The following is a 25,153-nucleotide window of genomic DNA, read 5'->3' on the forward strand; positions in this document are numbered from 1 at the left end:
AGCGGCGGTAGCAGGTAGCGGCGACCGGTGTGGCTAGAGCGAGATCAGGTCGATGTCCGCGTTGGCCCTGAGTCCCTTCTCGGCGTCGCGGGTCGCGGGGTGGGACGGGCCCAGGATGGTCCGGTAGGTGGACAGGGCCTCTTCGAGGATCTGGTTGCTCTCCTCCGTGCGGCCCAGGGCCTTGAGGTCGTGGCTGAGGTTCAGCTGGACGGCGAGGTTCGCGGGGTGCCGTTCGCGCAGCCGCGCGGCCTCTTCGGCGACGGCCGCGTCGATCTCGTGGGCCCGGTCGGGGCGGCCGAGCGCGAAGTGGTCGCTGGCCAGGTTCATCCGGGCGAGCAGGGTGCGCGGGTGCTCGGCCGAGAGGGTGCGGGTCAGCCCGTCGACGATCTCCTGGTCCAGGGCGAGGGCGCTGTCGTTCTCGCCGAGCAGCCGCAGGGTCACGGCGAGGTTCATGGCCATGGCGTGGCTGTGCGGGTGTTCGCGGCCGTAGAGTCCGCGGTGCTCCTCCAGGGCCTGTTCGGTCAGCTGCCTGGCCTCTTGCAGCTTGCCGACCTGGCGCAGGTCATTGGCGTGGCTGATGGCCATCTGCAGGTACTGGCGGCTGCGCTCCCCGAAGCGGTTGCGCACCAGGGAGATGTACGGGGTGGAGAGTTCGTAGGCGCCTTCGTGGTCGCCCTTCTTGCGGCGGGTCACGCAGAGGTTGCGGATCACCTGGACGGTGAACCAGTGGTCTCCGCCGAGCTGGTCGCGCAGTTCCTCGGCGAGCTGCTCGTAGCCTTCGAGCGACTCCTCGTACCGGCCCACTTCCTGGAGGTCGAGCAGGTAGGCGTTGTAGGTGGTCAGGGTGTAGAGGTGGTCCTCGCCGAGGACCTCCACGCGGCGTTGCCACGTGTCGTGGTCCAGTTCCCGTGCCTTCTCCGGTGAGCCCGCGAGGCGCAGGCTCACCGCGTAGTTGTGGGCGGTGAGGAGGGTGGCGGGGTCGTCGGGGCCGAATTCGGCGAGGCTCGTTTCGTAGACCCGCTGGTCGATCTCGCGGGCTTCGTAGAAGTTGCCGCGGATGCGGTGGTTGCCCGCCATGAAGCTCTGGGCCTGGAGGGTGTTCTCGTGGGCGTCGCCGAGGGCCCTGCGGTAGCGGTCGACGAGTTCGGCCTGGAGGTGGAAGGCGCGGTCGAGGTCGAGGTTCTGCTCGCGCAGGGCCTGGGCGATCTGCTGGTCGATGCCGAGGACTTCCTCGTGGTCGTCGCCGAGCCGCTGCCGCCAGATGTCGCCGGCGCGTTCTCCCAGGTTGAGGGCCGCCGAGTAGTCCCCCCTGGCCCGCAGGAACCACACCTCGTTGAGGACGAGGCGGCGGGTCCAGCCCTCTTCGCACTCGACGGCGTTGGAGGCCCGCAGATGGGTGAGGAGGGAGGAGTAGCGCGGCCAGAAGGTGGCGCGCTGGGGGTTCCTGGGGTCGGCGTTGGACAGGAGCTGGTGGGCGGCGTGCCGCATCTGGGCGCGCTCCTGGGGGTTCATCTGCTCGACGAGGACGCGCTGGACCAGGCGGTGCAGCTGGACGGTCGACTGGCGGTGGTCGATGCGGGCGAGGGCGTAGCGGCCGATCTCGCGCACGGCGCGGCCGAGTTTGACGGGGTCGTCGAGCGCGGCCTGGAGTTCCTGGGGCACGGAGATGCCGCGGACGGCGGAGAAGAGGTCCCAGGAGATGGGTTCGGGGGCGAAGAACGCGCAGACCTGGAGGAGCTGGAGGGCGTCGGGGCGGTCCTCGCGGAGGCGTTCCAGGGACACGTTCCAGGCGGCCGCGACCGGCATCTCGTAGTCGGGCGGCGGGTCGGACTGGAGGAGTTCGGCCCATTTGCGTTCGAAGAGTTCCAGGTACTGCTGGACGGGCATGCCCGTCTCGGCCAGCCAGACGGAGGCCTGTTCGACGGCCAGGGGGAGGTCGCCGAGGGAGGCGGCGAGGTGGTTGACGGCCTCGTCGGGGAGCTCGGGGCTGCGGCGGCGCAGCAGCGAGACGCTCTCCTCGCGGGCGAACACGTCGACCTCGAGGGAGCTCGCCGTGCTGGACCACTGGACGTTGCGGGAGGTGACGAGGATCCGTCCGGGGCCGTCACTGGGGAAGTACTTGCGTACTTCTTTGGGGTCTTCGGCGTTGTCGAACACCAGCAGCCAATCGCTGTAGGGCTCGCCCCTGCGCAGCGCGTCGAGGACGGCCGGGACCGCGGAGATCTCGGAGCCGGCCTGGAGCCCCATCTGTTCGCCCAGTTCGATGAGGGACTGGACGATCTGGTTCTCCTGCTCGGAGGCCACCCACCAGATGAGCCGGTAGTCACGGCTGTGCCGGTACACGTATTCGACGGCGATCTGTGACTTCCCCACGCCGCCCATGCCGTGCAGGGCCTCGGGGAGCACCGCGGTGACTCCGGTGCCGAGGCGGTCCTGCAGCTGTTCGAGCAGGGTTTGGCGGCCGGTGAAGTTCCTGTTCCGCTGCGGTACGTTCCCCCAGATTCGGGGCGGGTCGTGCGGGCCGCGCGGGCCCGGGGCAACCGGCAGACCGGCAGACACGGCGGGGCCTCCAGAAAGGGAGCGAGGGGGAGCTGAGGGAGAGGGGGGCGGGGTGGTTGCGGAGGGGCTTGGAGCAGTGGGGGGTGGGGCGGTGGAGGACGCGGCCCGGGATGGGGGCGGCGCCGAAAAGCCCTCGCGGTCCGGGGTGTTCGCCGGGGCTTGCGGCCGGTACCGTATCGCAGTTTGATGGCTCTTTTTCAAGTTTGACCCGCTATCAGCCTTTGAGTACTGTAATGAATGCTTATGTCCTGATGTAAAGGCTTCGTCGCGAGTCAGGGCGCGCGGGCCTGCCGCATGGCTTTGCAACAGCCTTCCCAAGTGATTGGCGCGGGCGAGATAGGGCCCCGAAAGGGCGCAGAGCGCGGTGTAGAGATGGGTCACGAAAGGGCGCGTCTGGTCCGTGATCGGCGGGTCCGCGGGGTCGCCGTCCGGCGCGACCAGGGCGCCGCCGCCCTCCCAGAGCGCTTCGAGCCGGGGCCCCAGGAACCCCTGGACCTGCCGCAGCGCCCCGATGGTGTCGGCGCGCCGCCCGAGCGCGAGCAACTCCTCGCGCACGCCCTCCACGAAGTCGTACGACACGCGGTACGCGTCCTCGACGTCGGCGGTGTCGTCGCCGCGGCGCACCAGGCCGAGCAGCACGATCTCGGCCAGGTTCCAGAACCGGGTGCCCGGCAGGGCCTGTTGGAGCAGCCGCATGACCGGCAGGTTCAGGGGCACCGCGGCCAGGCGCTTGGCCAGGGCGAAGCCCGCGGGCGACGCGGTGGCGCGGAACCGGCGCACCACGGCTGCCGCCCGCTCGGCGCGGTCCCGCTCCGGCGACGGCTCGGGCGCGGCGCCCCGGCCCGGCTCGTCGGTCTCGTCGAGGCCGTCCAGGAGCACGTCGGCGAGGCGCTCGGGCACCGGGCCGACCGCCTCCGCGCGCAGGTCCCCGGCCGGTGCCGTCAGGAGCGCGGCGATGCGGTGCCACTGGCTGGTGTCGGCCGCGGCCACCAGGCGGGCCCAGCGGCCGAGCGACTCCGGGCGCAGCTCCACCACCGGGACGGCGATGGCGTCCGCGGGGCCCGGCTCGGGGACGGCGTGGGGCGCCAGGGCGTCGGCCTCCGGGGAGCAGGTCTCGGCGTCGTAGCGGCGGTTGGGCTCGGCCGGGGACGCGGTGCGCAGCCGGACGGGCGTGACCGTGGGCAGGGTGAGGTCCCACAGGTGCTGGGGCAGCACGTTCAGGACGGCGGTGGGGGAGGTGCCCGCGAGGCGGTGCAGGAACGCGGCGGCGCTGCCGTCGCGCCAGGCGTCGTGGCCGCCGTCCGTGACGACGAGGACCAGTTGGCGCGCGCCGGGGGACAAGGCGGCGGGCGGGGCCCCGTGCGGGGTCCAGCGCAGCCGCCGCACCGTGCGGAACGCCGCCGTCTGCTCCATCAGTTCGCCGATCTGGCGGGCCGTGCGGCGCCACAGGGCCATCGAGGGGCCGTCGTCCACGAGCAGCAGCAGGTCCTGCCGCCGCTCCGGCAGCGAGCGGCACACCGGCGTCCACAGGCCGTCCACGGCGGCCCGCTCGGCGGTGGCCTCCTCGTCGAGGGCCGTGTCGTACGGCGAGGACCGGAACAGGCGCAGCGGGCGCAGGGCGCGGCCGAGGGCGAGGGAGTCGAGCCGCGTGCCCTCGGCGCGGGCGGCCTGCTCGGCGCTCGGGGCACCGCCGAAGCCGCCGCGCAGGCCGACGAGCGGCCTGACGGGGGCGGCGGCGACGGGCGGCGCCTTCTCGTGGTCGGTCTGCGGATGGTCTTGGGGGTGCTTCTGGGGGTGCTCTTGCGGGCGTTCCCGTGCGGGTTCCTGGGGACGGTCCTCCGGGTGCTCGCCCGGGGCGTCAGGGGCGCCGGGCGCGTGGGGCGCATCGGGGGCATCGGGGGCGGGGCGCCCCGGCCCGACCGCGCCGCGCGCCCTCGTGCCGCGCGTCGCCTGCTGCGGCGGGAACACCGGCAGTGCCGCGTCCCGGCAGGCGGCCAAGTACACGGCGTCCGCGAGCTCCGTCCACGTGGGCGCGTCCGGATTCGGGGTGTCCGGGGCCTGCCCGGCGCGCGCGGACTCCCGTGCGGCCTCGGGCGGCGGCTCCGCGGCGGCGACCGTCATCCCGGCCTCGATTCCGCCCCCGCCCCGTCGAGCCGGTGCCACAGGGCGTCGACCAGTTCGTCGAGCGCCCCCGCGTCGGCGGGTAGGCGTCCCGATGTCGTCAAGTACACGGAGTTCAGCAGCTGGTCGATGGCGAGGCCGCCGCGCTCCCGGCTGCGCCTCAGGAACCGCTCGATCAGATCGCCGCCGTCCCCGCCGCGGGTGGCCGCGCCTTCCGCGAGGTGTGCCGTCACCATGTCGACGAGCTGTGTACGATCCGGATCCGGCATATGCAGGCGCAAACAGCGCCGTAAGAAGGCGGGTGGGAACTCGCGTTCGCCGTTGGACGTGATGACCACGATCGGGAAGGCGCGGCACCGGACGACACCGCCGGTGATCTCCGCGGCGCCCTCCGGGTCGTCGGTCAGGACGGTCACGCGCGGATGGCGCCGCCGGGCCCGCAGCAGCTCGGAGACCGGGAACTGGCCCTCTTCGAAGACGCTCAGCAGGTCGTTGGCCAGGTCCTGGTCGCTCTTGTCCAGCTCGTCGATCAACAGGACGCGCGGGCTCTCGTACGGGAGCAACGCCGTTCCCAGGGGGCCGAGTTGGACGTAGTCACCGATTCCGGGGAGCTGCTCGTCGGCTGCCGTCGCGCCGTCGGCCGTCCGGGGTGCGACGGGGGAGTCCTCCGCCGTGCGCAGCGCGCGCAGCGCGGCGGAGTCCTGGACGCGGCCGATCGCGTCGTACTCGTACAGGCCCGAGCGCAGTGTCGTCCTGCTGGTGATGTGCCAGCGAAGGACCCGGCCGAGCCGCAGCTCGCGGCTGATGCGGTAGGCGAGGCTGCTCTTGCCCGTGCCGGGGCGGCCCGTCACCAGGAGCGGGCGTCGCAGAAGCAAAGCCGCGTTGACCATGTCGGCCTCGCGCCGCAACTGTTCGGAGGCCGGGGAGCGCCCCGAAGGGCTGCCGAGCCTGCGCGCGACCTCGTCGTCGTCGGCGGGGGGCGGCGGCACCACGGGCCCGCCGGTGAACCGGCGCCAGGGCGGTGGTTCGGGCAGCAGCTCGCGCAGGGTCGTGTCGTACAGCGGCTGCCCCGAACCCCGGTAGATCCACCAGCGGTTCTGGCTGGCGGAGCCGGAAGTTCCGGCAGGCGCGGCGGAGTTGGGGGAGCCGGGGTCCGGGCCGGACCCGGGGTCGCCCTCGGCGGGGCCGGGGCCCGTGGCCGCCGGGTCCGCCGCTTCCGCGGGTGCCGCTGCGTCCGTGTCCGCAGTCGTGTCCTGTGACCGGACGTCCTCGGCGCCCGCCGCGCCGACCGGACGGATCCCTTGGGGCACGCCGTCCTCGGGAAGCATCGCGTCCTACCCTCCCCCCTGTGCGGAAGCATCCGCCATGGCGCCGCCCCCTCCTGGAAGGCGGTACGGATCGTCCCAGAGCAGTGCTGCGTGGCGACCGAGCGTAGAGTCGCCCTCAGCAGCATCCCCGGCTTTTGCCTCTATGCGCAACGACCGGACGGCATCGGGTAGTTGATGGATTCCTGTGCGAGCGGCCAAGTCGGCCAGCTCGCCGCGGAACACCGGATCTATGCCGCCCCGCCTGTCCCACACCACGATCGGCACCCCGGCGCGCAGCGACTCGGCCAACTCGTCGACACCGGAACCGCTTCCTCCGACGTGGCCCGGCGGGTCGCTGAGGACCACCATGACGCGCCGGGGGTCCGAGAGCAGCCGGGAGCGGCCGTCGTCGGGGAACCAGTGCACGGGGCCCGCGCGGCCGGTGAGGAGCGCGTCCCAGCGGCGCGCCCAGCGGCCGTGGGTGTCCGTGCGCTCCATCCGTTCGAGGCTGCGCAGGAGCACCGGGTGGTCCTCCCCGAGGCTGCCGTCCGCGCCGTGGAAGCCCCTCTTGGCCCACCGCTCGACCGGCAGTCCCAACAGCTCCCTGGGCAGCACGAACTCCAGCGTGAGGTCCTCCTTGCAGAAGTAGGCCCAGCCCGTCTCCGCCTCCTCCACCAGGGACTTCACCTGCTCGGGCAGCTCGGCCACGTCGACGCGCAGATCCCCGCCGCGCACCGGATAGGGCTCGGGCCCCTCGATCTGCCACCAGTACGAGAGCAGCCGCTCGTCCGCGTGGTCGGGGTCGGGCAGGGGGCGCAGCCGGATCAGCAGACAGGCGCTCGGCGCCCACACCGGCTCCTGGCCCACGGCACGCACCGGGGGCGCGGGGGTGGGGGCCGCCGCGCGGACGCCGCGCCCAAGAAGGCCGGATTCCGCCCCTGCCGCCACGGGCAGGACGGGATCGCCGCTCTCGACCGGCACGACGGGCACGTTCTCGGCCCTCGCCGGGCGGCCCCGGCCCCGCTCGCCCCGGCAGGCGGCCGGGCGCACGGGCCCGTCGCCGTACGGCTCGGGGCGGGCGCGGTGCTCCATCGCCCAGTCGAGCAGGTCCTGTTGCTGCTGGCCCTTCGCGTAGCGGGCGAGGTGCTCGACGAGCAGGACGCAGGGCGGCAGTTCGCCGGGCCGGGCGTTGAGCGTCGCGGCGTGCACGACGGCGAGCCAGGGCTCGGTGCAGTGGGCGGGCAGCGGGTCGGCGCGGTACCGCATGACCTCCTGGTACGCGCCCGCGACGTCGAGCACTTCGAGACCGCCGAGCGCCTCCATCAGACGGGACCAGTCCTCCGGCGGGAACAAGGGCACCTCCGCCACGGCGATCGCGGTCCGTACGCGCTCGGTGTAGCGCGTGTTGCCTTCGAGGAGTTCGACGACGCCGCCGAGGACCTGGAGGCCGTCGGCGTACTCCAGGACGGCCATGAGGAGCGAGGAGAGGTACGTCCGCCGCCGGGCGCTGTCCGGCACCGCGACCGTCGCGCCGAGGGCCCGGCCCACCATGCGGGTGCACTCGCGAAGGGTGGCCGTCTCGTCGAAGGCCGGTACGCCGTCGAGGGCGTCGAGCACGATCTTGGGCGGTCCCCAGGACTGCGTCACGGGGCATCGCCGCCCGGGGCCTGCGGCCACACCTCGTCGAACAGGGCGAGCGCCGCCCGTGCCGGTTCTGACGACTCGTCAAGCATGCGCAGCGCGGTCACGAGCGCCTCCCTGCCGTCGCGGTGGTCGACGCAGGCCTGCACGACGTGGAAGACCTGGAGGCGCGGTCTGGGGTGGTCCCGGACGCCGTGCCGGATGTGCGCGGGCAGCAGCCGCCGCAGGGTGGCCGCGCGGTCCTCCTCGACCAGGGGCACCCCCAGGAGGGCGTCGGCGAGGGCGAACTGCTCGCGGTCGGTGGGGAGTTGGGGCGGCGGGCGCTCGGCGCGGGGTCCCGCCGCGGTGCCGCGGCCCGGGGGCTCCGCCGGGCCCGCGCTGCCGTTCGCGCCGCCGTCGACCGCGTCGGCGAGGGCGGGGCACAGACGGGCCGCCGCCTCCATGGGGAGCATCCACGCGGCCCTGGTGCGCCGGTCGCCGAGCGCGGCCGTGAGCATGCCGACCACCCTGCGCGTGGCGGGGTCCCAGACGCCCGCGCCGCTGAAGCCCGGCTCGATCCAGGCGCTCGCGGCGTCGAGCCCGTCGAGCTGCACCCAGTCCATGTGCGGGCCCCCGCGGCCCGCGAGGCTCGCTCTGGACCACAGCCCGTCGGGCGCGCGGGCGGGGTGGCCGTAGACGCTCACCTCGCGCCGGTCGGGTTCGCCGCAGGGGCCGAGCCGGGCGAAGCCGACGTCGGGGGGCGGCCGCCAGGTGGTGGTGAGGACCGCGAGGTCACCGACCCCCTCCTCCGGGCCGGGGAACCAGCCGCCGGGCACGACCGTGGCCTCGCCGGGCGCCACCCCCGGGTGGCCGCCGACGTCCACGCGGACCGGGTCGGCGGGAGCGTCGGGGCTCGTCCGGCGCAGGGCGCCCGCGACCACGTGCGCGCAGGTCAGCACGTAGCAGGGCGCCACCATGATGCCGGCGCCCCGTAAGTCGCCCGCCGGCGTGAGGACGCGCACGCGCCCCGCCGCGGGCGTGCTCTGCCCATCCCCCTCGGCCACTGCCCCGCCCCTTCCCCCGGCACGGATCCGACGGCGCGCACTTCCCGGTACGGAGCCAGCGTACGAAGGACGCACGCTCCGCGCACCGGCGCTGCGCGCACCGGAGTGTCCCGGGTCCGTAACCGCCGGTTCCCCGGTGCCTACCCGGGGAACCGGGCGTTCACGGCCAGACCAGGCAGTACGCCTGATGTCCCGCGTCGTGCAGGCGGTGGCTGAAGTCCTGCCACTCGTGCAGGAGTTGGTAGACGTTGAACGCGTCGCGGGGGCCGCCGCGGTCCGGGACCGTGGACCAGATGAAGGCGGCGGCGCCGACCGACTCCTCGCCGACGCCGCGCAGCGGGTCGACGACCGTCATGGGGAGCTTCACGACCGCGTAGTCGGGGTGGAGGACGACCAGTTCCAGCGGGGGGACCTTGTGCAGGGGTATGCCTTCGATGCCGGTGAGGACCATCGCGGCCATCGTCTCCGGCTTGATCTTCGTGAACATGCCGCCCATGCCCAGCTCGTCGCCGCCGAGCTCCTCGGGCCGCATCGAGATCGGTACCCGGGCCGCGGTCGCGCCGTCCGGGGCCCCGAAGTACTTGTAGGTCACCCCCACCCCGCTGCTCCTGCTTCCCGTACGGTCACGCCTCGCCCTGTCCGGCGCCCGCTGCTCGGGGGCCGGGGCCGCCTCCGCATCTCGCCGGTGCTTGCCCCGCCGGGCACGCCGGGGACCCAGGCCGTCGGTCCCCTCGCCCAGTCCACCACCGCGCTGCATATCTCCACCCGACTGCTTTTCCAGGGCGCGCGGGCCTTGCCGCGCAACCCGATCATCGTGTCAGTGACCTCCCCCACGGTCACCCGCCGAAACGTGGGGTGAAACACCAGTCCACAGGATCTCCGCACCACCCGCCCCGAGGGAAGGCGGTGCGGCCGGAAAGCCGGCGCGCAGGAGGCCCCGGCGCGCCGTCCGGACCCTCTGACACCATGGTTCATGTGAGCTTCCCGTATAGCGCCCCAGTTTCGCAGACTCTTTTCGACCGTGCGGCGGCCGTGACGCCCGGCGGTGTGAACTCGCCCGTGCGCGCCTTCCGCGCGGTGGGTGGTACGCCCCGCTTCATGGTGTCCGGTACCGGTCCGTACCTCACGGACGCCGACGGTCGCGAGTACGTCGACCTCGTGTGTTCGTGGGGGCCCATGATCCTCGGCCACGCCCACCCCGAGGTGACCGCGGCGGTCCAGGAGGCCGTCGCGCGCGGCACGTCCTTCGGCACGCCGGGCGAGGGCGAGGTCGCCCTGGCCGAGGAGATCGTGGCCCGGATCGCCCCCGTCGAGCAGGTCCGCCTGGTGTCCAGCGGCACCGAGGCGACGATGTCCGCCATCCGCCTCGCCCGCGGGTTCACCGGGCGCGCCAAGGTGATCAAGTTCGCCGGGTGCTACCACGGCCACGTGGACGCGCTCCTCGCCGCGGCCGGGTCCGGCGTCGCCACCCTCGGCCTGCCGGACACGCCCGGGGTCACGGGCGCCCAGGCGGGCGACACCATCGTCCTTCCGTACAACGACATCGAGGCCGTGCACGAGGCCTTCCACAACCACCCGGGCCAGATCGCCTGTGTGATCACGGAGGCCTCGCCGGGCAACATGGGCGTGGTGCCGCCCGGACCCGGCTTCAACGAGGGCCTGAAGTCCGCGTGCGAGAAGAACGGCGCGCTGTTCATCTCCGACGAGGTCATGACCGGCTTCCGGACGAGCAGGGCCGGCTGGTTCGGGGTGGACGGGGTCGTGCCCGACCTGATGACCTTCGGCAAGGTCATGGGCGGCGGCTTCCCCGCCGCGGCGTTCGGCGGCCGCGCCGACGTGATGGCGCACCTCGCCCCGGCGGGCCCCGTCTACCAGGCGGGCACGCTCTCCGGGAACCCGGTCGCGACCGCCGCGGGCCTCGCGCAGCTGCGGCTGCTCGACGACGCCGCGTACGCGAAGGTCGACGCGGTCTCCGAGCGGATCCGCGGCCTGGTGGGCGAGGCACTCACCAAGGAGGGCGTGGCGCACCGCGTCCAGAACGCCTCCAACATGTTCTCCGTGTTCTTCACGGACCGCGAGGTGCGGGACTACGAGGGCGCGAAGGCGCAGGAGTCGTTCCGCTTCACCGCGTTCTTCCACTCGATGCTGTCGCAGGGCGTGTATCTGCCGCCGTCGGCCTTCGAGTCCTGGTTCGTGTCCACCACCCATGACGAGCGTGCGGTCGAGAAGATCGCGGCGGCCCTTCCGGCGGCCGCGCGCGCCGCCGCCGAGGCCGAGGAGGTCAGCGCGTGAGCGGGGCCGATGAGCTGACCGTCGTCCATCTGATGCGCCACGGCGAGGTGCACAACCCGGACGGGATCCTGTACGGGCGCCTGCCCGACTACCACCTCTCCGAGCTCGGGCGGCAGATGGCCGACCGGGTCGCCGAGCACCTGTCGTCGCGGGACGTCACGCACGTCGTCGCCTCGCCGCTCGACCGGGCGCAGGAGACGGCGACGCCGATCGCCAAGGCGCACGGCCTCGACCTCGCGACGGACGGGCGGCTCATCGAGGCCGGCAACGTCTTCGAGGGCAAGACCTTCGGCGTCGGCGACGGCGCCCTGAAGAACCCGGAGAACTGGAAGCACCTGGTCAACCCCTTCAAGCCGTCCTGGGGCGAGCCGTACGTCGAGCAGGTCGTGCGGATGATGGGCGCGCTCGACGCGGCGCGGGACGCGGCGCGCGGGCACGAGGCGGTGTGCGTCAGCCACCAGCTGCCGATCTGGATCGTGCGCAGCTTCGTGGAGAAGCGGCGCCTGTGGCACGACCCGCGCAAGCGGCAGTGCACGCTCGCCTCGCTCACGTCGTTCACGTACCGCGGCGACAAGATCGTGTCGGTGGGGTACTCGGAGCCGGCGCGGGATCTGGTGCCTAAGCACCTCCTGGCAGGGGCCAAGCCGGTGAAGGGCAAGGCCAAGGCCTTCGGGGCCTAGCCGGTGCGCTGGGCTTGAGCAGCGTCGGCCCCTGCGGGGCCGGGCCTGGCGCTGCCGCCTGCCGTCTTTTCGCCGCGGGTCGCCCGTGCCTTGGCGCGCAGTTCCCCGCGCCCCTTGGGGGCGCTTCCTGTGTGGTTGCTGTGTGCGGCGGGTGATGGGGTGGCCACCCTATGGCGTGGAATGTCTGTTCTCTGTAATAGGCCCCGAATAGGTCCGGCTTGGCCGGAACCCGTCCCGGCGTCGTGCCCTCTAAGTGGTTGTCCTTTGCACAACCGAGGGCGCGACGAATGGGGATGGAATGCGCGACGACAGCCGGACGGACACGGACCTGGGCGGCGGAGCACCGGCCGCGAGCCGTGGTGCGCTGAGCCGGCGGGGCGCGATAGGCCTGGGCATAGGCACCGCGGCGGCCCTCGGGCTCACCGCCTGCGGCTCCGGCTCCGGGGACTCGGGCTCCGCCGCCGCCGACAAGGGCAAGGGCGGCGGCGCAGAGCCGGAGCGCCCGGCCAAGCCGATCGGTGACGGCTCCACGGCGTTCACCGGAAAGCAGCCCAACCAGCCGGAGGCGCCCCGCCCCCTTGAGCCGGGGGAGACGCCGCCGCAGTTCGTGATCTTCTCCTGGGACGGCGCGGGCGAGGTCGGCAACGGCCTGTTCCCGCGCTTCCTGAAGCTCGCGAAGGAACACGACGCGGGGATGACGTTCTTCCTCTCCGGGCTGTATCTGCTGCCCGAGTCGAAGAAGCGGCTCTACCGTCCGCCGAACAACGCCGTCGGCGCCTCCGACATCGGCTACCTCACGGACGGCCACATCAAGGAGACCCTGAAGTACGTCCGCCAGGCGTGGCTGGAGGGCCACGAGATCGGCACGCACTTCAACGGCCACTTCTGCGCGGGCACCGGCACCGTCGGCAACTGGACGCCCGCCCAGTGGCAGAGCGAGATCGACCAGGCCAAGTCCTTCGTGAAGAAGTGGCGGACGAACACGGGCTGGACGGACCTGCCGCCGCTGCCGTTCGACTACGAGAAGGAGCTGGTCGGCGGCCGCACGCCGTGCCTGCTCGGCCAGAACAACCTGCTGCCGACCGCCAAGAAGCTCGGCTGGCGCTACGACGCGTCCTCGCCCGGCGGCCGCCAGAAGTGGCCCGAGAAGAAGCTGGGCATCTGGGACCTGCCGCTGCAGCAGGTCCCGTTCCCCGGGCACTCCTTCGAGGTCCTGTCGATGGACTACAACATCCTCGCCAACCAGTCGAAGAACTCCACGAAGGCCCCGCCGGCCAACTACCCGGGCTGGCGCAAGCAGGCCACCGAGGCCTACCTCGCGGGCTTCAAGCGCGCCTACGAGTCCAACCGTGCCCCCTTCTTCATCGGCAACCACTTCGAGGAGTGGAACGGCGGCATCTACATGGACGCCGTCGAGGCCGCGATCAAGGGCATCGCCGGGAAGAAGGACGTACGTCTGGTCTCCTTCCGGCAGTTCGTGGACTGGCTCGACGTGCAGAAGCCCGAGGTGCTCGCCAAGCTGCGCAGCCTGGAGGTCGGCCAGAAGCCCACCGGCGGCTGGAAGAGCTTCCTGTCCGACGCGGGCTCCGGCGGCAGCCGCAAGGACGCCGAGAAGGACACCGGCAGCACCGGCAACGCGGCCTGAACCACCGCCTTGAAAACACGCGGAAACCTTGTCTGAAATGGGACTTTCCGCTACCGCGGGGGGCGTCGAAGATCCCCGAATCGGGCATGCGAAACTTTTCACATGAGTGCCGCCTGCCGCGCCCCCCGCAGCCAGAACCGCAGTCTTGACCGCCGTGCCAGCCGCCGTCGCAGTCGCGCGTCGGCGCTGGCGGCGGCTGCGGCGGCCGCCGCGCTCACCCTGACGGCCTGCAGTTCGGGCGGTACGTCGGGCGGTTCCGGCAACACGAACTTCATCGTCGGCTCCGACGGCATCTCCACCGTGAAGAAGGCCGACCGGCACGACGCGCCGGACCTCGACGGTGAGAGCCTCGAAGGCGAGAAGCTCAGCCTCGGCGACTACAAGGGCAAGGTCCTCGTCGTCAACGTCTGGGGCTCCTGGTGCCCGCCGTGCCGCGCCGAGGCGCCGACCTTCGCGAAGGTGGCCAAGGAGACCAAGGCCAAGGGCGTGGAGTTCGTCGGCATCAACGCCCGCGACCCCGAGAAGGGCCCGGCCATCGCCTTCGAGAAGGACAAGGGCGTGCCGTACCCGAGCCTGTACGACCCGATGGGCAAGCTGATGCTGCGCTTCCCGCGGGGCACGCTCAACCCGAACTTCATCCCCTCCACCCTCGTCATCGACAAGGACGGGAAGATCGCCGCGCGCTCGCAGCGGGCCCTCAGCGAGGAGAAGCTGCGCAAGATGATCGACCCCGTGCTCGCGGAGAAGTGACCGACGTGTCGACCGCCATCGCCGCCGCCCAGACGCTCGCCGTGTCCGATCCGAACCAGACCGTGATGAGCGGAGCCCTGCTCTTCGCGATTCCCGTCGCGATCCTCGGAGGCCTCGTCTCGTTCTTCTCCCCGTGCGTCCTGCCGCTGGTGCCGGGCTACCTCTCCTACGTGACCGGCGTGACCGGGCAGGACCTGGAGGAGGCCAAGCGGGGCCGGATGGTCGCGGGGGCCGGGCTCTTCGTGCTCGGCTTCACCGCGATCTTCGTACCCGCCGGGATGTTCGTCGGGGCCCTCGGGCAGACCCTGAAGGAGCACCAGAGCACCGTCACGAACGTGCTCGGCGTGGTGATGCTCCTGCTCGGGCTCTTCTTCATGGGCCTCATGCCCTGGCTCACCCAGCGCGAGTTCCGCTTCCACAAGCGGCCCGCCACCGGGCTCGTCGGGGCCCCGATACTGGGCGCGCTGTTCGCCGTAGGGTGGACGCCGTGCATCGGCCCGACGCTCGCGGCCGTCAACGTCCTGTCGTTCGAGGGCGCCGACCCGCAGCGCGGCGCGCTCCTCGGCGTCGCGTACTGCCTCGGCCTCGGCATCCCGTTCATCCTCGCGGCCGTCGCGTTCCGCAAGGCGCTCGGCGCGTTCGGCTGGGTGAAGCGGCACTATGCCTGGGTGATGCGGATCGGCGGCGGCATGATGATCGTGACCGGGCTGCTGATGCTGACCGGCGTCTGGGACAGCGTCATGCAGCAGATGCAGGTCTGGTCGAACAGCTACTCGGTGGGGATCTGATCCATGAGCAAGACCACGACCACCCGGGACGAGTCCGTCGCCCAGGACGAGCTCGGGGCGGCCGGTGCGCAGCTGTCCACCGCCCCCCTCGACGAGGTCACCGGCGGCGGGCCGAGCCTGCCCTCGCTCGGCGTCATCGGCTGGTTCCGGTGGATCTGGCGGCAGCTGACCTCCATGCGGGTCGCGCTGCTCCTGCTGCTCCTGCTCTCGCTCGGCGCGATCCCCGGCTCGCTCATCCCGCAGCAGGGCACCGACGAGCTCAAGGTCCAGGACTTCAAGGACACCCACACCACGCTCGCGCCGATCTACGAGAAGCTCGGCCTGTTCCACGTCTACAGCTCGGTGTGGTTCTCCGCGATCTACATCCTGCTCTTCGTCTCGCTCATCGGCTGCATCGTGCCGCGCACCTGGCAGTTCGTCGGCCAGCTCCGCGGCCGCCCGCCGGCCGCGCCCAAGCGGCTCACCCGGCTGCCCGCGTACACCACCTGGCGCACCGACGCCTCGCCCGAGCAGGTCAACGAGGCCGCGCTCGCGCTGCTCAAGCAGCGGCGCTTCCGCTCCCACCAGGTGGGCGGGGCCGTCGCCGCCGAGAAGGGCTATCTGCGCGAGGCCGGGAACCTGGCCTTCCACATCGCCCTGATCGTGCTCCTGCTCGCCTTCGCCGCCGGACAGCTGTTCAAGTCCGAGGGCGGCAAGCTGATCATGGAGGGCGACGGATTCTCCAACACGCTCACGCAGTACGACGACTTCAAGTCCGGCAGCCTGTTCAGCACCGACGAACTGGAGCCGTTCAGCTTCAAGCTGCGCAGCTTCGAGGGCACGTACGAGACGTCGGGACCCCAGCGCGGCACGGCCCGCACCTACAAGGCGCACGTGACCTACACCGAGGGCGCCGACGGGCCGGAGAAGCAGAAGGCCATCGAGGTCAACAAGCCCCTTGAGGTCAACGGCACGAAGGTCTATCTGATCGGCCACGGCTATGCGCCCACGGTCACCGTCCGCGACGGCCGGGGCAAGGTCGTCTCCCGCGTCTCCGTGCCGCTGCTGCCCATCGACTCCATGGGCACGGCCACCGGCGCCATCAAGATCCTCGACGGCTACCGCGACAAGAACGGCAAGAAGGAGCAGCTCGGCTTCAACGCCTTCTTCGTGCCCACGTTCGCGGGCGAGGGCAACGGCCAGATGTTCTCCCAGTTCCCCGCGCCCTTCAATCCGCGGCTCGCGCTCTCCGCGTACCACGGCAGCCTCGGCGTGGACTCCGGCATCCCGCAGAACGTGTACCAGCTGGACACGCGCAAGATGCAGAAGTTCAAGGACGCCAAGGGCGAGCTGCTGAAGAAGCGGCTCAAGATCGGCGAGACCATGAAGCTGCCGAACGGCGCGGGCTCGATCACCTTCGAGAAGGAGCTCAAGCAGTGGGCGACCTTCCAGATCTCCCAGGAGCCGGGCAGCGGCTGGGCCCTGGGCGGCGCGATCGCCGCGATCGCGGGCCTCGCCGGCTCGCTGTTCATCCAGCGCCGCCGCGTCTGGGTCCGGGCGGTGCGGGGCGCCGACGGCGTCACGGTCGTCGAGATGGCGGGCCTCGGCCGCAGCGAGTCCGCCAAGGTGCCCGAGGAGCTGGCCGCGCTGGCGGAGAGCCTGCACGGGCAGGCACCGAGCGCGCCGGAACCGGAGGCCGCCGATACGGCCGACCCGGCCGACACCGCTGAGGCCGCCGCGCCGTCCGGCAAGGACGCGGGCGACCCGGACGCCGAAGCTCCGGACGCCGAAACCCCGGACGCCGAAACCCCGGACGCCGAAACCCCGGACACCGAGACCCCGGACACCGAGACCCCGGGCAAGGACACCCCGGACACCGACGACCCCCACCCCACCCCCGCTGTTCCTGCCGAAGGGGCTGAGAAGTGACGCTCGCCACCACCCTCGCCGCCGAAACCAACGAGAACCTCGCGCACATCAGCAATGTGCTGATCTACTCCGCGATGGCCGTCTACCTCCTCGCCTTCTTCGCGCTCATGGCGGAGTGGCTGTTCGGCAGCCGAAGCAAGGTCGCCCGCACCGCCGCCGCGCTCACCGCGAGCGACGGGGCGAAGGAGACCGCCGCCGCCAAGGCCTCCGGTCCTGCCGTCACGGTGCGGGCCAAGGGCGGCACGGCCACCCTGGAGCGGCCCGAGGCCGCGCCCAAGGTCGTCACCCGCGCGGCCGCGGGCAGCCGCGACGTGCCGGACGGTCCGGGTGCCGCCGCCGGTGACGAGCAGGGCGACCTCTACGGCCGCATCGCCGTCTCGATGATCGCTCTCGGCTTCCTCGTCGAGGCCGGTGGTGTCCTCACCCGCGCGCTCTCGGTGCAGCGCGCGCCGTGGGGCAACATGTACGAGTTCAACATCACCTTCTCCACGGTCGCGATCGGTGTCTTCCTGGGACTGCTCGCCCTGAAGAAGAACGTCCGCTGGATCGGTCTGCCGCTGATCACCACGGTCCTGCTCGACCTGGGCCTGGCCGTCACTGTCTTGTACACCGACAGCGACCAGTTGGTTCCCGCGCTGCACTCGTACTGGCTGTGGATCCACGTCTCCACCGCGATCTTCTGCGGCGCCGCCTTCTACGTCGGCGCGGTGTCCACCGCGGCGTACCTGTTCAAGGACAGCTACGAGGCCAAGCTGCAGAACGGCGGCACGCCCGGCAGGTTCGCGACCTCGGTCATGGAGCGGCTGCCCGCGTCGGCCTCGCTCGACAAGTTCACGTACCGCATGAACGCCGCGATCTTCCCGCTGTGGACGTTCACGATCATCGCGGGCGCGATCTGGGCGGGCGACGCCTGGGGCCGCTACTGGGGCTGGGACCCCAAGGAGGTCTGGTCCTTCATCACCTGGGTCGCGTACGCCTGCTATCTGCACGCGCGCGCCACCGCGGGCTGGAAGGGCCGCAAGGCCGCCTACCTGGCGCTCATCGCCTTCGGCTGCTGGCTGTTCAACTACTACGGCGTGAACATCTTCGTCAGCGGCAAGCACTCCTACGCCGGGGTCTGATCCCCGGCCCAGCTGCGTGACCTGAGGCGCCGGGTGCGTGACCCTGGGACCCATGAGTGAGACGACGGTCGAACAGGGGACGAGCCGGACCACGGGGGACACGCACACGCTCCACTGGGTGCTGCGGCTGCCGCACCCGGTGGCGGCGGTCTGGGCGGCGGTGGCCACCCCGGAGGGGCTTCCCGGGTGGCTCGCCGCCGCCGACGTGTTCGAGCCGCGCCTCGGCGGCGCCGTCAGCCTGCGCTGGCTCAACCAGGAGGACGCGGCCGCCGCGGTCCACTCCGGGCACCTCACCGCCTGGGACCCGGAGGTCGTCGCCGAGTACACGATCGACCTGCACGGGCGCTGCCGGTTCCACCTGGAGCCCGCCGGGGCCGCGGGTGCGACGCTGCGCTTCACCAACGAGCTCACCGGCGACGACGCCTTCCGCCGCGACTGCCTCGCCGGGTGGCACGACCACTTCGAGTTCCTGGTGGACGCGCTCGACGGGCGGCCGAAGGACTGGTCGACGTGGAACCTGGACCGGTGGCGCGAGCTGCGGGAGACCTACGCCTAGCCCACGCGCAGCAGCAGCTTTCCCGTCGTCGTGCGGCCGCCCATCAGCTCGTGGGCCTTCGCGGCGTCCTCGAGCGCGAACTCGGCGGTGACGGGCAGCGTGACGGTGCCGTCGGCGACCGCCTCGAAGGCGCGCTCGGCGATCGCGCGCAGCGCACGCGGGTCCTCCCGCGCCAGCGTCAGGATGGAGAAGCCCGCCACGGACCGCGTGCCCGGGAACAGCTCGGCCTGGCCCACGCGCCACGGCTCGGCCGAGCTCGCGTTGCCGTACGAGACCAGGCGGCCGAAGGTGGCCAGCGCGTCGAGGCCCGCGCGGAAGGCGGCGCCGCCGACCGGGTCGAGGGCGAGGTCGACGCCGCGCCCGCCGGTGGCCGCGCGGGCCGCGGCGGCGAAACCGGCCCCGCTGTCGACGAACACCTCGTCGTAGCCGTACCGGCCCGCGTACTCCGCCTTGGCCGCGCTCGACACCACGCCGAACACCGTGGCGCCCGCGGCCTTCGCCAGCTGGCCGACGACGGTGCCGACCCCGCCCGCCGCGCCCTGCACGAGCACGGTCTCGCCCGCGCGCAGCCGGCCGACCTCGTGCAGCAGGGCGTGGGCGGTGGGAAGGACGGTGGGCAGCGTGGCGGCCGTCCGCAGGTCGACACCCGCGGGGACCGGGAAGACCGTGGCGGCGTCGGCGACGGCCACCTCGGCGTAGGCGCCGCCCGCGGTGAGCGCGGCGACCTCCTGGCCCGCCACGACGCCCTCGACGCCCGCGCCCACCGCGCGCACCCGCCCCGCCACTTCGAGGCCCGGCACGAACGGCAGGCCCGGCACGCGGTAGCCCTCGGCGCGGGCCTTGAGGTCGGCGAAGTTCACACCCGTGTACGCGACGTCGACGGTGACCTGCCCCGCCCCGGGCTCGGGGGCGTCGGCGTCGACGGCCTCAAGGACATCGGGTCCGCCGAACTCGCGGAACTGGACTGCGCGCATGGGTGTCTCCCGGTACTTGGTGTTCGATCTGCGTTGAACACTCGGGACTGTATGGTTTCCATCGAACACTCGGCAAGTCCCTGACCCTCACGAAACGGGGAGGCGGTCCCGTGGCCCCACGCACCAGCCACCGCGCGGCACCCGTGCACGCGCACCTGGAGGACGTCACCGTCCAGGAGGCCCTCGCCGCGCTCGCCGACCCCGTACGGATGCGTCTGGTGCGGGAGCTCGCGGGCTCGCCGGACTGGTCGCGGGCCTGCGGCAGCTTCGACGTGCCCGTCGGCAAGGCCGCGCTGAGCCACCACTTCGCGGCGCTGCGGGCCGCGGGCGTCGTCGAGCAGCGCGACGAGGGCCCGCGGCGGGTGAACCGGCTGCGGCGCGAGGAGTTCGACGCGCGCTTCCCGGGGCTGCTCGCCCTGGTGCTGCGCGGGGACTGACGGGCTCAGTCGGAGGCGATCGCGTCCAGCTGGGCGCGCAGATAGGTGTGCGAGTCGGTGCCGCGCACGTCCGTGCCGGGGTCGCACTCGTAGAAGTACACCAACGACATCAGCTCCTCGGCGGGCACCTCGGCCGGGGGCGGCAGGACGCGGTGGCGGCCGGAGCGCCAGCGGCCGCCGGTCCAGCGCGCCATCAGATCACCGATGTTGATCGTGAAGGCCGCAGGGTCCCAGGGCGCGTCCTGCCAGCCGTCGGCGTCCGTGAACACCTGGAGGCCGCCCCGGCCCGCCTGCCGGTCCAGGACGGTGACCGTGCCGAAGTCGGTGTGCGGGCCGATGCGGAACTGGCCCGGCTCGGGGGTGCCGACCGTGTCCCGGCCCGGGTACCAGTTGATGTTGAAACCCCAGGTGGGGTGGCCGGTGTGGCGGGTGAAGAAGTCCTCGGGCTCGCCGAGCGCGGCCGCGAGCAGTTCGAGGAGCCGGTCGGAGAGCGCGCGCATCAGCGACAGATACGTCTCCACGGGGGTGCGCAGGCCCGGGGTCTCGGCGGGCCAGGTGTTGGGCGCGAACCACTCCGCGTCGACGGCCGGGTCGCCGGTCGGCTCGTCGGCGGCGAAGGACAGCGACTCCTTCAGGTCCGGCGGGGACGGGGTGCCCTCCGCGTAGCTGTTGGCCTCCGCGCCGGGGCCCAGCCAGCCGCGGGCGCCCACGCGCACGGCGTAGCGCCGCTTGGCCTCGGGCGGCAGGCGGAAGAACGCGCGGGACTCCTCGCGGATGGCTGTGCGCAGGTCGGGCGCCACGTCGTGGCCCGTGACGAGGAGGAAACCCGCGGTGCGCAGGCCCTCGTCCACGGCCCTGGTGATCTCTTGACGGGCGCCGGGAGAGCCGGTGCGCCAGGTGCGCAGGTCGACGGTGGGGATCGTCATGGTGGCTATGGTGCCCTCGCGGGGCGCCCCTGACCCGCCCCTTCCCACTCCGGGGGCTGCCGCCCCCGTGCCCCCGCCTTTTCGGCGCTCCGCGCCTCGTCCTCAAACGCCGGACGGGCTATTTGCCCTCGTCGCGCTTGTCGTCCAGGTCCTTGTTCAGGTTCTTCAGGAACTCGGGGTTGTCGTCGGGAGCGACCCAGCCACCGGACCTACGGGGGCCACCCGCGGCGGGGTGGCGTTTCTTGCCGGTGACGAACCAGGCGATCGGGCCGAGGAGGACCTCGCCGAAGAGGAGGACGATGATGACCCACACCACCTTCGGCAGATGGCGCACTTCCTTCTCGGGCGTGTTGAGCACATCGATGAAGGCGTAGATCCACACGGCCAGGACCAGCAGGAACGGCAGATACCTGAGCATGTGTCGGAGATCCCCCAGAGAGCGGAGTGCGGGCGCCGGGCGTACCCGGTGACGGGGCCAGGGTAGCCGGTGACCGATACTTGACCGCATGGCTTATGACGATCTCCGCTCTCTGCTGAGGGCACTGGAGCGCGAGGGCGATCTGAAGCGGATCAAGGCCGAGGTCGACCCGTATCTGGAGGTCGGCGAGATCGTCGACCGCGTCCAGAAGTCCGGCGGCCCGGCGCTCCTCTTCGAGAACGTCAAGGGCAGTGACATGCCCCTCGCGATGAACGTGTTCGGGACCGACCGGCGCCTCCTCAAGGCCCTCGGCCTGAAGTCGTACGGCGAGATCAGCGAGAAGATCGGCGGGCTGCTCAGACCGGAGCTGCCGCAGGGCTTCGTCGGGGTGCGCGAGGCCTTCGGGAAGCTCGGCGCGATGACGCACGTGCCGCCGAAGAAGGTCAAGGACGCACCGGTCCAGGAGGTCGTGCTCCGGGGCGACGACGTGGACCTGGACCGGCTCCCGGCCCTGTTCACCTGGCCGAAGGACGGCGGGTCCTTCTTCAACCTGGGGCTCACCCACACGAAGGACCCGGAGAGCGGCGTCCGCAACCTCGGGCTCTACCGGCTTCAGCGCCACGACCGGCGCACCATCGGCATGCACTGGCAGATCCACAAGGACAGCCGCAACCACTACCAGGTGGCGGCGCGGCGGGGCGAACGCCTTCCGGTCGCCATCGCCTTCGGATGCCCGCCCGCCGTGACGTACGCGTCCACCGCGCCGCTGCCCGGCGACATCGACGAGTACCTCTTCGCGGGCTTCCTCCAGGGCAAGCGGATCGAGATGGTCGACTGCAAGACCGTGCCGCTCCAGGTGCCCGCGCAGGCCGAGGTCGTCATCGAGGGCTGGCTGGAGCCGGGCGAGATGCTCCCCGAGGGGCCCTTCGGCGACCACACCGGCTTCTACACGCCGCAGGAGCCGTTCCCCGCGCTGACGATCGACTGCGTGACGATGCGCAAGCGGCCGCTGCTCCAGTCGATCGTGGTGGGGCGCCCGCCGACCGAGGACGGCCCGCTCGGCCGGGCCACCGAGCGGTTCTTCCTGCCGCTCCTCAAGATCATCGTGCCGGACATCGTGGACTACCACCTGCCGGAGTCGGGCGGCTTCCACAACTGCGCGATCGTCTCGATCGACAAGAAGTACCCGAAGCACGCGCAGAAGGTCATGCACGCCATCTGGGGCGCGCACATGATGTCCCTGACCAAGCTGATCGTGGTCGTGGACTCCGACTGCGACGTCCACGACCTGCACGAGGTGTCGTGGCGGGCGCTCGGCAACACCGACTACGCCCGTGACCTGACCGTCGTGGAGGGACCGGTCGACCATCTCGACCACGCCTCCTACCAGCAGTTCTGGGGCGGCAAGGCGGGCATCGACGCGACGAAGAAGTGGCCCGAGGAGGGCTACACCCGCGACGGGGGCTGGCCGGACATGGTCGAGTCGGACCCGGACACCGCCGCGCTCGTGGACCGTCGCTGGCGGGAGTACGGCCTGTGAGCTCCGCTTCCGCCGCGCTGCCGCAGCCGGGACGTACGAAAGCCTTCCTGCGGCTGGTCATGATCGAGCACTCCGTGTTCGCGCTGCCCTTCGCCTACATCGCCTCCCTGACGGCGATGTACGAGTGGGACAAGAACATCCACTGGGGGCGGCTGCTCCTGGTCACCATCTGCATGGTGGGCCTGCGCACCTTCGCGATGGCCGCGAACCGCATCATCGACCGCGAGATCGACGCCCGTAACCCGCGCACCGCCCACCGCGAGCTGGTCACCGGCGCCGTCACGGTGAAGTCCGCGTGGACCGGCGCGCTCGTCGCCGTCGTGGTCTTCCTGGGCTCCGCCGCACTGCTCAACCCGCTGTGCCTGGCGCTCGCGCCGGTCGCCGTGATCCCGATGGTGGTCTATCCGTACGGCAAGCGGTTCACCAACTTCCCGCAGGCCATCCTCGGTCTCGCGCAGGCCATCGGGCCCGTCGGCGCCTGGCTCGCGATCAGCGGCGAGTGGTCCTGGACCGCGGCGATCCTGGGCCTCGCGGTGGGCGTGTGGATCGGCGGCTTCGACCTGATCTACGCCTGCCAGGACGTGGAGACCGACCGGGAGGTCGGCGTGATGTCGGTGCCCGCGCGGTTCGGTATCCCGGCCGCCGTCCGGGGCGCGCGCGGCTGCCACGCCGTCACGACGGCGCTGTTCGTCTGGTACGCCCTGGCCACCGGCGCGGGCGCGTTCTTCTGGCTCGGCCTGCTCATCGTCGCGGGTGCGTTCCTGTACGAGCACTCGATCGTGCGGCCGCACGACCTGTCCCGCCTCAACCGCGCCTTCTTCCAGGTCAACGGCTTCATCGGCATCGCGCTCTTCGTGTGCGCGCTGCTCGACCTGCTGGTGCGCGGGCTCACGGTATGACGGCAGGCGGCGAGCCCGTGGATAGGCTGCGGGGCGTGAACGCGGGAGATACGGAGCGTAGGCCCTGGGTCGTGGGGGTGTCGGGCGCTTCCGGCACCCCGTACGCCGCGGCGGTCCTGCGGGCGCTGCTCGCGGCCGGGGAGAGCGTGGACCTGGTGGTCTCGCGGGCCTCGCGCCTGACGCTGCTCGACGAGACCGGCATCTCCTTCCGGGACGCGCACTGGCGCGAGGACCTCCAGGAGTGGCTGGCGCGGGGCGCGGACGGCAAGCCGGGCACGTTCGGGGTGAGCGCGGAGGCCGTGCGCTACTGGGCGGCCGGTGATCTGGCGGCGGGGCCGTCGTCGGGTTCGTATGCGACGAAGGGGATGCTGATCGTGCCCGCGTCCACGGCGTGCGTGGCCGGGGTGGCGCTGGGGCTCTCGAAGGACCTGCTGCAGCGCGCGGCGAGCGTGACGCTCAAGGAGGGGCGGCGGCTCGTGGTCTGCGTACGGGAGACCCCGTTGAACGGGCAGACGCTTCGGCACCTGGTGAGCCTGGACGAGGCGGGCGCGATCGTGCTGCCCGCCTCTCCGGCGTTCTACGCGGGGGCGACGCACATCCAGGATCTGGTGGACTTCGTCGCCGGGCGGACGCTGGACGCGGCAGGGGTGCCGCACCAGCTGTACCGCCGCTGGAAAGGGGAGCTAGGAGGCGGCTCCCGTGAGGGCTGAGCGCCCCGGAAGGGAACGCTCAGGGGCGGGGCTAGCGCTTCTTCGCGCCCCGCGACTTCTTGGCGGCCTTGCGGGCGGCCGTGACGGACTGGTGGGCACGCGAGCGGTTGGCCAGGTCCTGAAGCTCGCGCATACGGGCGTAGGCCATCTCGATCGTGTACACGGGGAACACTCCTGAAGAATTCGAAGGATCGTCGTTGATCGGCTGAACATCCGGAAGATTCGCAGGGTCTGGACCCTGTTACGCCTTAGATTCTACACGTAGACTCGCGAAAACGCTAAATAATGAAAGGCTTCGACCTATGGATGCCGTGGACAGGCAGCTCATCCAGGCTCTGCGCGAGAACGGCCGTGCCTCCTACGCCGAGCTCGGGCGCCTCGTCGGTCTCTCCGGGCCCAGCGTCACCGACCGCATCAACCGCCTGGAGGCGGCCGGCGTCATCACCGGCTACCGCGCGACGGTCGACTCCGCGTCCCTCGGCCTCGGCGTCACCGCGCTGATCGGCATCTCGCTGTCCGACGCCGCCGACCACGAGGACGTCGCCCGGCGCCTGCGCGACCTGCACGAGATCGAGGACTGCTGGTTCATCGCGGGCGACGACTCGTACATGCTCAAGGTCCGCGCCAACGACGTGGACGGCCTGGAGAAGACCATCCGCCGCCTCAGCGGCACCAAGGGCGTCTCGCGGACGCGGACGACGATCGTCCTCTCCACCAAGTGGGAGAACCGGGTCGGGGAACTTCCCGAAGAGGTGTAGGCGTGGAGCGCCGTGAGGGGGCACCTTCCGCCCGAAGGGCGGGGGAGTACGGTTGGGCGGGTCTGTCACAGGTCGTCGGT

Annotated in this window: 22 protein-coding genes; 13 read left to right on the forward strand and 9 right to left on the reverse strand. The window is 71.9% G+C overall.

What is annotated here, in order from left to right:
- Positions 1–33 precede the first annotated feature (33 nt).
- The 5 genes from fxsT to MQV74_RS23775 all read right to left on the reverse strand — a co-directional run bounded on the left by fxsT (position 34) and on the right by MQV74_RS23775 (position 9,269).
- On the reverse strand, positions 34–4,680 hold the full coding sequence (gene fxsT, locus MQV74_RS23755) for an FxSxx-COOH system tetratricopeptide repeat protein (protein WP_242720742.1): 4,647 nt from the start codon (positions 4,678–4,680) through the stop codon (positions 34–36).
- The gene (locus MQV74_RS23760) at positions 4,677–6,008 is read right to left on the reverse strand and encodes an AAA family ATPase (RefSeq protein WP_242720745.1); all 1,332 of its coding nucleotides are present in this window, start codon (positions 6,006–6,008) and stop codon (positions 4,677–4,679) included. Before MQV74_RS23760 ends, fxsT begins: the two co-directional genes overlap by 4 nt.
- 6 nt (positions 6,009–6,014) lie before the next feature.
- Positions 6,015–7,634, reverse strand: coding sequence for a VMAP-C domain-containing protein (locus tag MQV74_RS23765; protein ID WP_242720748.1), 1,620 nt, complete (start codon positions 7,632–7,634; stop codon positions 6,015–6,017).
- Positions 7,631–8,671 (reverse strand): effector-associated domain 2-containing protein, encoded by a 1,041-nt coding sequence (locus tag MQV74_RS23770; RefSeq protein ID WP_242720750.1) that lies wholly within the window; start codon positions 8,669–8,671, stop codon positions 7,631–7,633. Before MQV74_RS23770 ends, MQV74_RS23765 begins: the two co-directional genes overlap by 4 nt.
- Before the next feature lie 160 nt (positions 8,672–8,831).
- Positions 8,832–9,269 (reverse strand): hypothetical protein, encoded by a 438-nt coding sequence (locus MQV74_RS23775; protein ID WP_030565229.1) that lies wholly within the window; start codon positions 9,267–9,269, stop codon positions 8,832–8,834.
- 368 nt (positions 9,270–9,637) lie between these two features.
- On the opposite strand from MQV74_RS23775, the gene hemL reads away from it, so the two are divergent.
- The 8 genes from hemL (at position 9,638) to MQV74_RS23815 (ending at position 18,411) form a co-directional block, all read left to right on the forward strand.
- Complete coding sequence (gene hemL, locus MQV74_RS23780) at positions 9,638–10,963, forward strand: glutamate-1-semialdehyde 2,1-aminomutase (RefSeq protein ID WP_242720753.1); 1,326 nt, start codon at positions 9,638–9,640, stop codon at positions 10,961–10,963.
- Positions 10,964–10,995: 32 nt separating this feature from the next.
- Positions 10,996–11,643: a histidine phosphatase family protein gene (locus tag MQV74_RS23785; RefSeq protein WP_242729048.1), complete on the forward strand. Its 648-nt coding sequence runs from the start codon at positions 10,996–10,998 to the stop codon at positions 11,641–11,643.
- Between the two features lie 298 nt (positions 11,644–11,941).
- Positions 11,942–13,288, forward strand: coding sequence for a hypothetical protein (locus tag MQV74_RS23790; RefSeq protein WP_242720756.1), 1,347 nt, complete (start codon positions 11,942–11,944; stop codon positions 13,286–13,288).
- A gap of 102 nt (positions 13,289–13,390) precedes the next feature.
- Complete coding sequence (locus MQV74_RS23795; RefSeq protein ID WP_242720759.1) at positions 13,391–14,038, forward strand: TlpA family protein disulfide reductase; 648 nt, start codon at positions 13,391–13,393, stop codon at positions 14,036–14,038.
- 65 nt (positions 14,039–14,103) lie between these two features.
- Positions 14,104–14,826, forward strand: a complete 723-nt coding sequence (locus MQV74_RS23800; RefSeq protein ID WP_242729050.1) for a cytochrome c biogenesis CcdA family protein — start codon at positions 14,104–14,106, stop codon at positions 14,824–14,826.
- A gap of 3 nt (positions 14,827–14,829) precedes the next feature.
- Entirely contained in the window at positions 14,830–16,734 is a 1,905-nt protein-coding gene (locus MQV74_RS23805; protein ID WP_242720762.1) for a cytochrome c biogenesis protein ResB, read from the forward strand.
- Positions 16,731–17,855 carry a c-type cytochrome biogenesis protein CcsB gene (gene ccsB / locus MQV74_RS23810; RefSeq protein ID WP_242720765.1) on the forward strand — a complete coding sequence of 375 codons (1,125 nt, stop codon included), beginning with the start codon at positions 16,731–16,733 and terminating at the stop codon, positions 17,853–17,855. Before MQV74_RS23805 ends, ccsB begins: the two co-directional genes overlap by 4 nt.
- A 52-nt stretch (positions 17,856–17,907) precedes the next feature.
- A complete protein-coding gene (locus MQV74_RS23815) occupies positions 17,908–18,411 on the forward strand; it encodes an SRPBCC domain-containing protein (protein WP_242720769.1) in 504 nt (167 codons plus the stop codon).
- On the opposite strand, the gene MQV74_RS23820 is transcribed toward MQV74_RS23815, so the two are convergent.
- Positions 18,408–19,385 carry a quinone oxidoreductase family protein gene (locus MQV74_RS23820; protein ID WP_242720772.1) on the reverse strand — a complete coding sequence of 326 codons (978 nt, stop codon included), beginning with the start codon at positions 19,383–19,385 and terminating at the stop codon, positions 18,408–18,410. The genes MQV74_RS23815 and MQV74_RS23820 overlap by 4 nt on opposite strands.
- A gap of 110 nt (positions 19,386–19,495) precedes the next feature.
- Here MQV74_RS23820 and MQV74_RS23825 point away from each other — a divergent pair, with 110 nt between their 5' ends.
- The gene (locus MQV74_RS23825; protein ID WP_242720775.1) at positions 19,496–19,822 is read left to right on the forward strand and encodes an ArsR/SmtB family transcription factor; all 327 of its coding nucleotides are present in this window, start codon (positions 19,496–19,498) and stop codon (positions 19,820–19,822) included.
- A gap of 5 nt (positions 19,823–19,827) precedes the next feature.
- On the opposite strand, the gene MQV74_RS23830 is transcribed toward MQV74_RS23825, so the two are convergent.
- On the reverse strand, positions 19,828–20,748 hold the full coding sequence (locus MQV74_RS23830) for an isopenicillin N synthase family dioxygenase (RefSeq protein WP_242720778.1): 921 nt from the start codon (positions 20,746–20,748) through the stop codon (positions 19,828–19,830).
- 118 nt (positions 20,749–20,866) lie between these two features.
- Positions 20,867–21,166 (reverse strand): PLD nuclease N-terminal domain-containing protein, encoded by a 300-nt coding sequence (locus tag MQV74_RS23835; protein ID WP_242720781.1) that lies wholly within the window; start codon positions 21,164–21,166, stop codon positions 20,867–20,869.
- An 88-nt stretch (positions 21,167–21,254) separates the two neighbouring features.
- On the opposite strand from MQV74_RS23835, the gene MQV74_RS23840 reads away from it, so the two are divergent.
- Genes MQV74_RS23840 through MQV74_RS23850 form a run of 3 tightly spaced genes read left to right on the forward strand, consistent with a single transcriptional unit; the run spans position 21,255 to position 24,315 of the window.
- The gene (locus MQV74_RS23840; RefSeq protein WP_138961193.1) at positions 21,255–22,706 is read left to right on the forward strand and encodes a menaquinone biosynthesis decarboxylase; all 1,452 of its coding nucleotides are present in this window, start codon (positions 21,255–21,257) and stop codon (positions 22,704–22,706) included.
- Positions 22,703–23,605 (forward strand): menaquinone biosynthesis prenyltransferase MqnP, encoded by a 903-nt coding sequence (gene mqnP / locus MQV74_RS23845; RefSeq protein WP_242720784.1) that lies wholly within the window; start codon positions 22,703–22,705, stop codon positions 23,603–23,605. Before MQV74_RS23840 ends, mqnP begins: the two co-directional genes overlap by 4 nt.
- Positions 23,606–23,640: 35 nt before the next feature.
- Complete coding sequence (locus MQV74_RS23850; protein ID WP_374120675.1) at positions 23,641–24,315, forward strand: UbiX family flavin prenyltransferase; 675 nt, start codon at positions 23,641–23,643, stop codon at positions 24,313–24,315.
- Between the two features lie 31 nt (positions 24,316–24,346).
- Here MQV74_RS23850 and MQV74_RS40870 read toward each other — a convergent pair whose 3' ends face one another.
- On the reverse strand, positions 24,347–24,478 hold the full coding sequence (locus tag MQV74_RS40870) for a hypothetical protein (RefSeq protein ID WP_269078153.1): 132 nt from the start codon (positions 24,476–24,478) through the stop codon (positions 24,347–24,349).
- A 139-nt stretch (positions 24,479–24,617) separates the two neighbouring features.
- Here MQV74_RS40870 and MQV74_RS23855 point away from each other — a divergent pair, with 139 nt between their 5' ends.
- The gene (locus MQV74_RS23855; RefSeq protein WP_138961196.1) at positions 24,618–25,073 is read left to right on the forward strand and encodes an Lrp/AsnC family transcriptional regulator; all 456 of its coding nucleotides are present in this window, start codon (positions 24,618–24,620) and stop codon (positions 25,071–25,073) included.
- Positions 25,074–25,153 lie beyond the last annotated feature (80 nt).

The organism is Streptomyces sp. AN091965 (genome assembly GCF_022698285.1).
In the GTDB taxonomy this organism is placed as follows: domain Bacteria; phylum Actinomycetota; class Actinomycetes; order Streptomycetales; family Streptomycetaceae; genus Streptomyces.

What these genes read in the sequence shown, in the direction of transcription:
- fxsT (WP_242720742.1), bottom strand. Translation starts at nt 4,680, where the DNA reads ATGACGGTCGCCGCCGCGGAGCCGCCGCCCGAGGCCGCACGGGAGTCC.
- MQV74_RS23760 (WP_242720745.1), bottom strand. Translation starts at nt 6,008, where the DNA reads ATGCTTCCCGAGGACGGCGTGCCCCAAGGGATCCGTCCGGTCGGCGCG.
- hemL (WP_242720753.1), top strand. Translation starts at nt 9,638, where the DNA reads ATGGTTCATGTGAGCTTCCCGTATAGCGCCCCAGTTTCGCAGACTCTT.
- MQV74_RS23785 (WP_242729048.1), top strand. Translation starts at nt 10,996, where the DNA reads ATGCGCCACGGCGAGGTGCACAACCCGGACGGGATCCTGTACGGGCGC.
- MQV74_RS23790 (WP_242720756.1), top strand. Translation starts at nt 11,942, where the DNA reads ATGCGCGACGACAGCCGGACGGACACGGACCTGGGCGGCGGAGCACCG.
- MQV74_RS23795 (WP_242720759.1), top strand. Translation starts at nt 13,391, where the DNA reads ATGAGTGCCGCCTGCCGCGCCCCCCGCAGCCAGAACCGCAGTCTTGAC.
- MQV74_RS23800 (WP_242729050.1), top strand. Translation starts at nt 14,104, where the DNA reads ATGAGCGGAGCCCTGCTCTTCGCGATTCCCGTCGCGATCCTCGGAGGC.
- MQV74_RS23805 (WP_242720762.1), top strand. Translation starts at nt 14,830, where the DNA reads ATGAGCAAGACCACGACCACCCGGGACGAGTCCGTCGCCCAGGACGAG.
- MQV74_RS23815 (WP_242720769.1), top strand. Translation starts at nt 17,908, where the DNA reads ATGAGTGAGACGACGGTCGAACAGGGGACGAGCCGGACCACGGGGGAC.
- MQV74_RS23820 (WP_242720772.1), bottom strand. Translation starts at nt 19,385, where the DNA reads ATGCGCGCAGTCCAGTTCCGCGAGTTCGGCGGACCCGATGTCCTTGAG.
- MQV74_RS23830 (WP_242720778.1), bottom strand. Translation starts at nt 20,748, where the DNA reads ATGACGATCCCCACCGTCGACCTGCGCACCTGGCGCACCGGCTCTCCC.
- MQV74_RS23835 (WP_242720781.1), bottom strand. Translation starts at nt 21,166, where the DNA reads ATGCTCAGGTATCTGCCGTTCCTGCTGGTCCTGGCCGTGTGGATCTAC.
- MQV74_RS23840 (WP_138961193.1), top strand. Translation starts at nt 21,255, where the DNA reads ATGGCTTATGACGATCTCCGCTCTCTGCTGAGGGCACTGGAGCGCGAG.
- MQV74_RS23855 (WP_138961196.1), top strand. Translation starts at nt 24,618, where the DNA reads ATGGATGCCGTGGACAGGCAGCTCATCCAGGCTCTGCGCGAGAACGGC.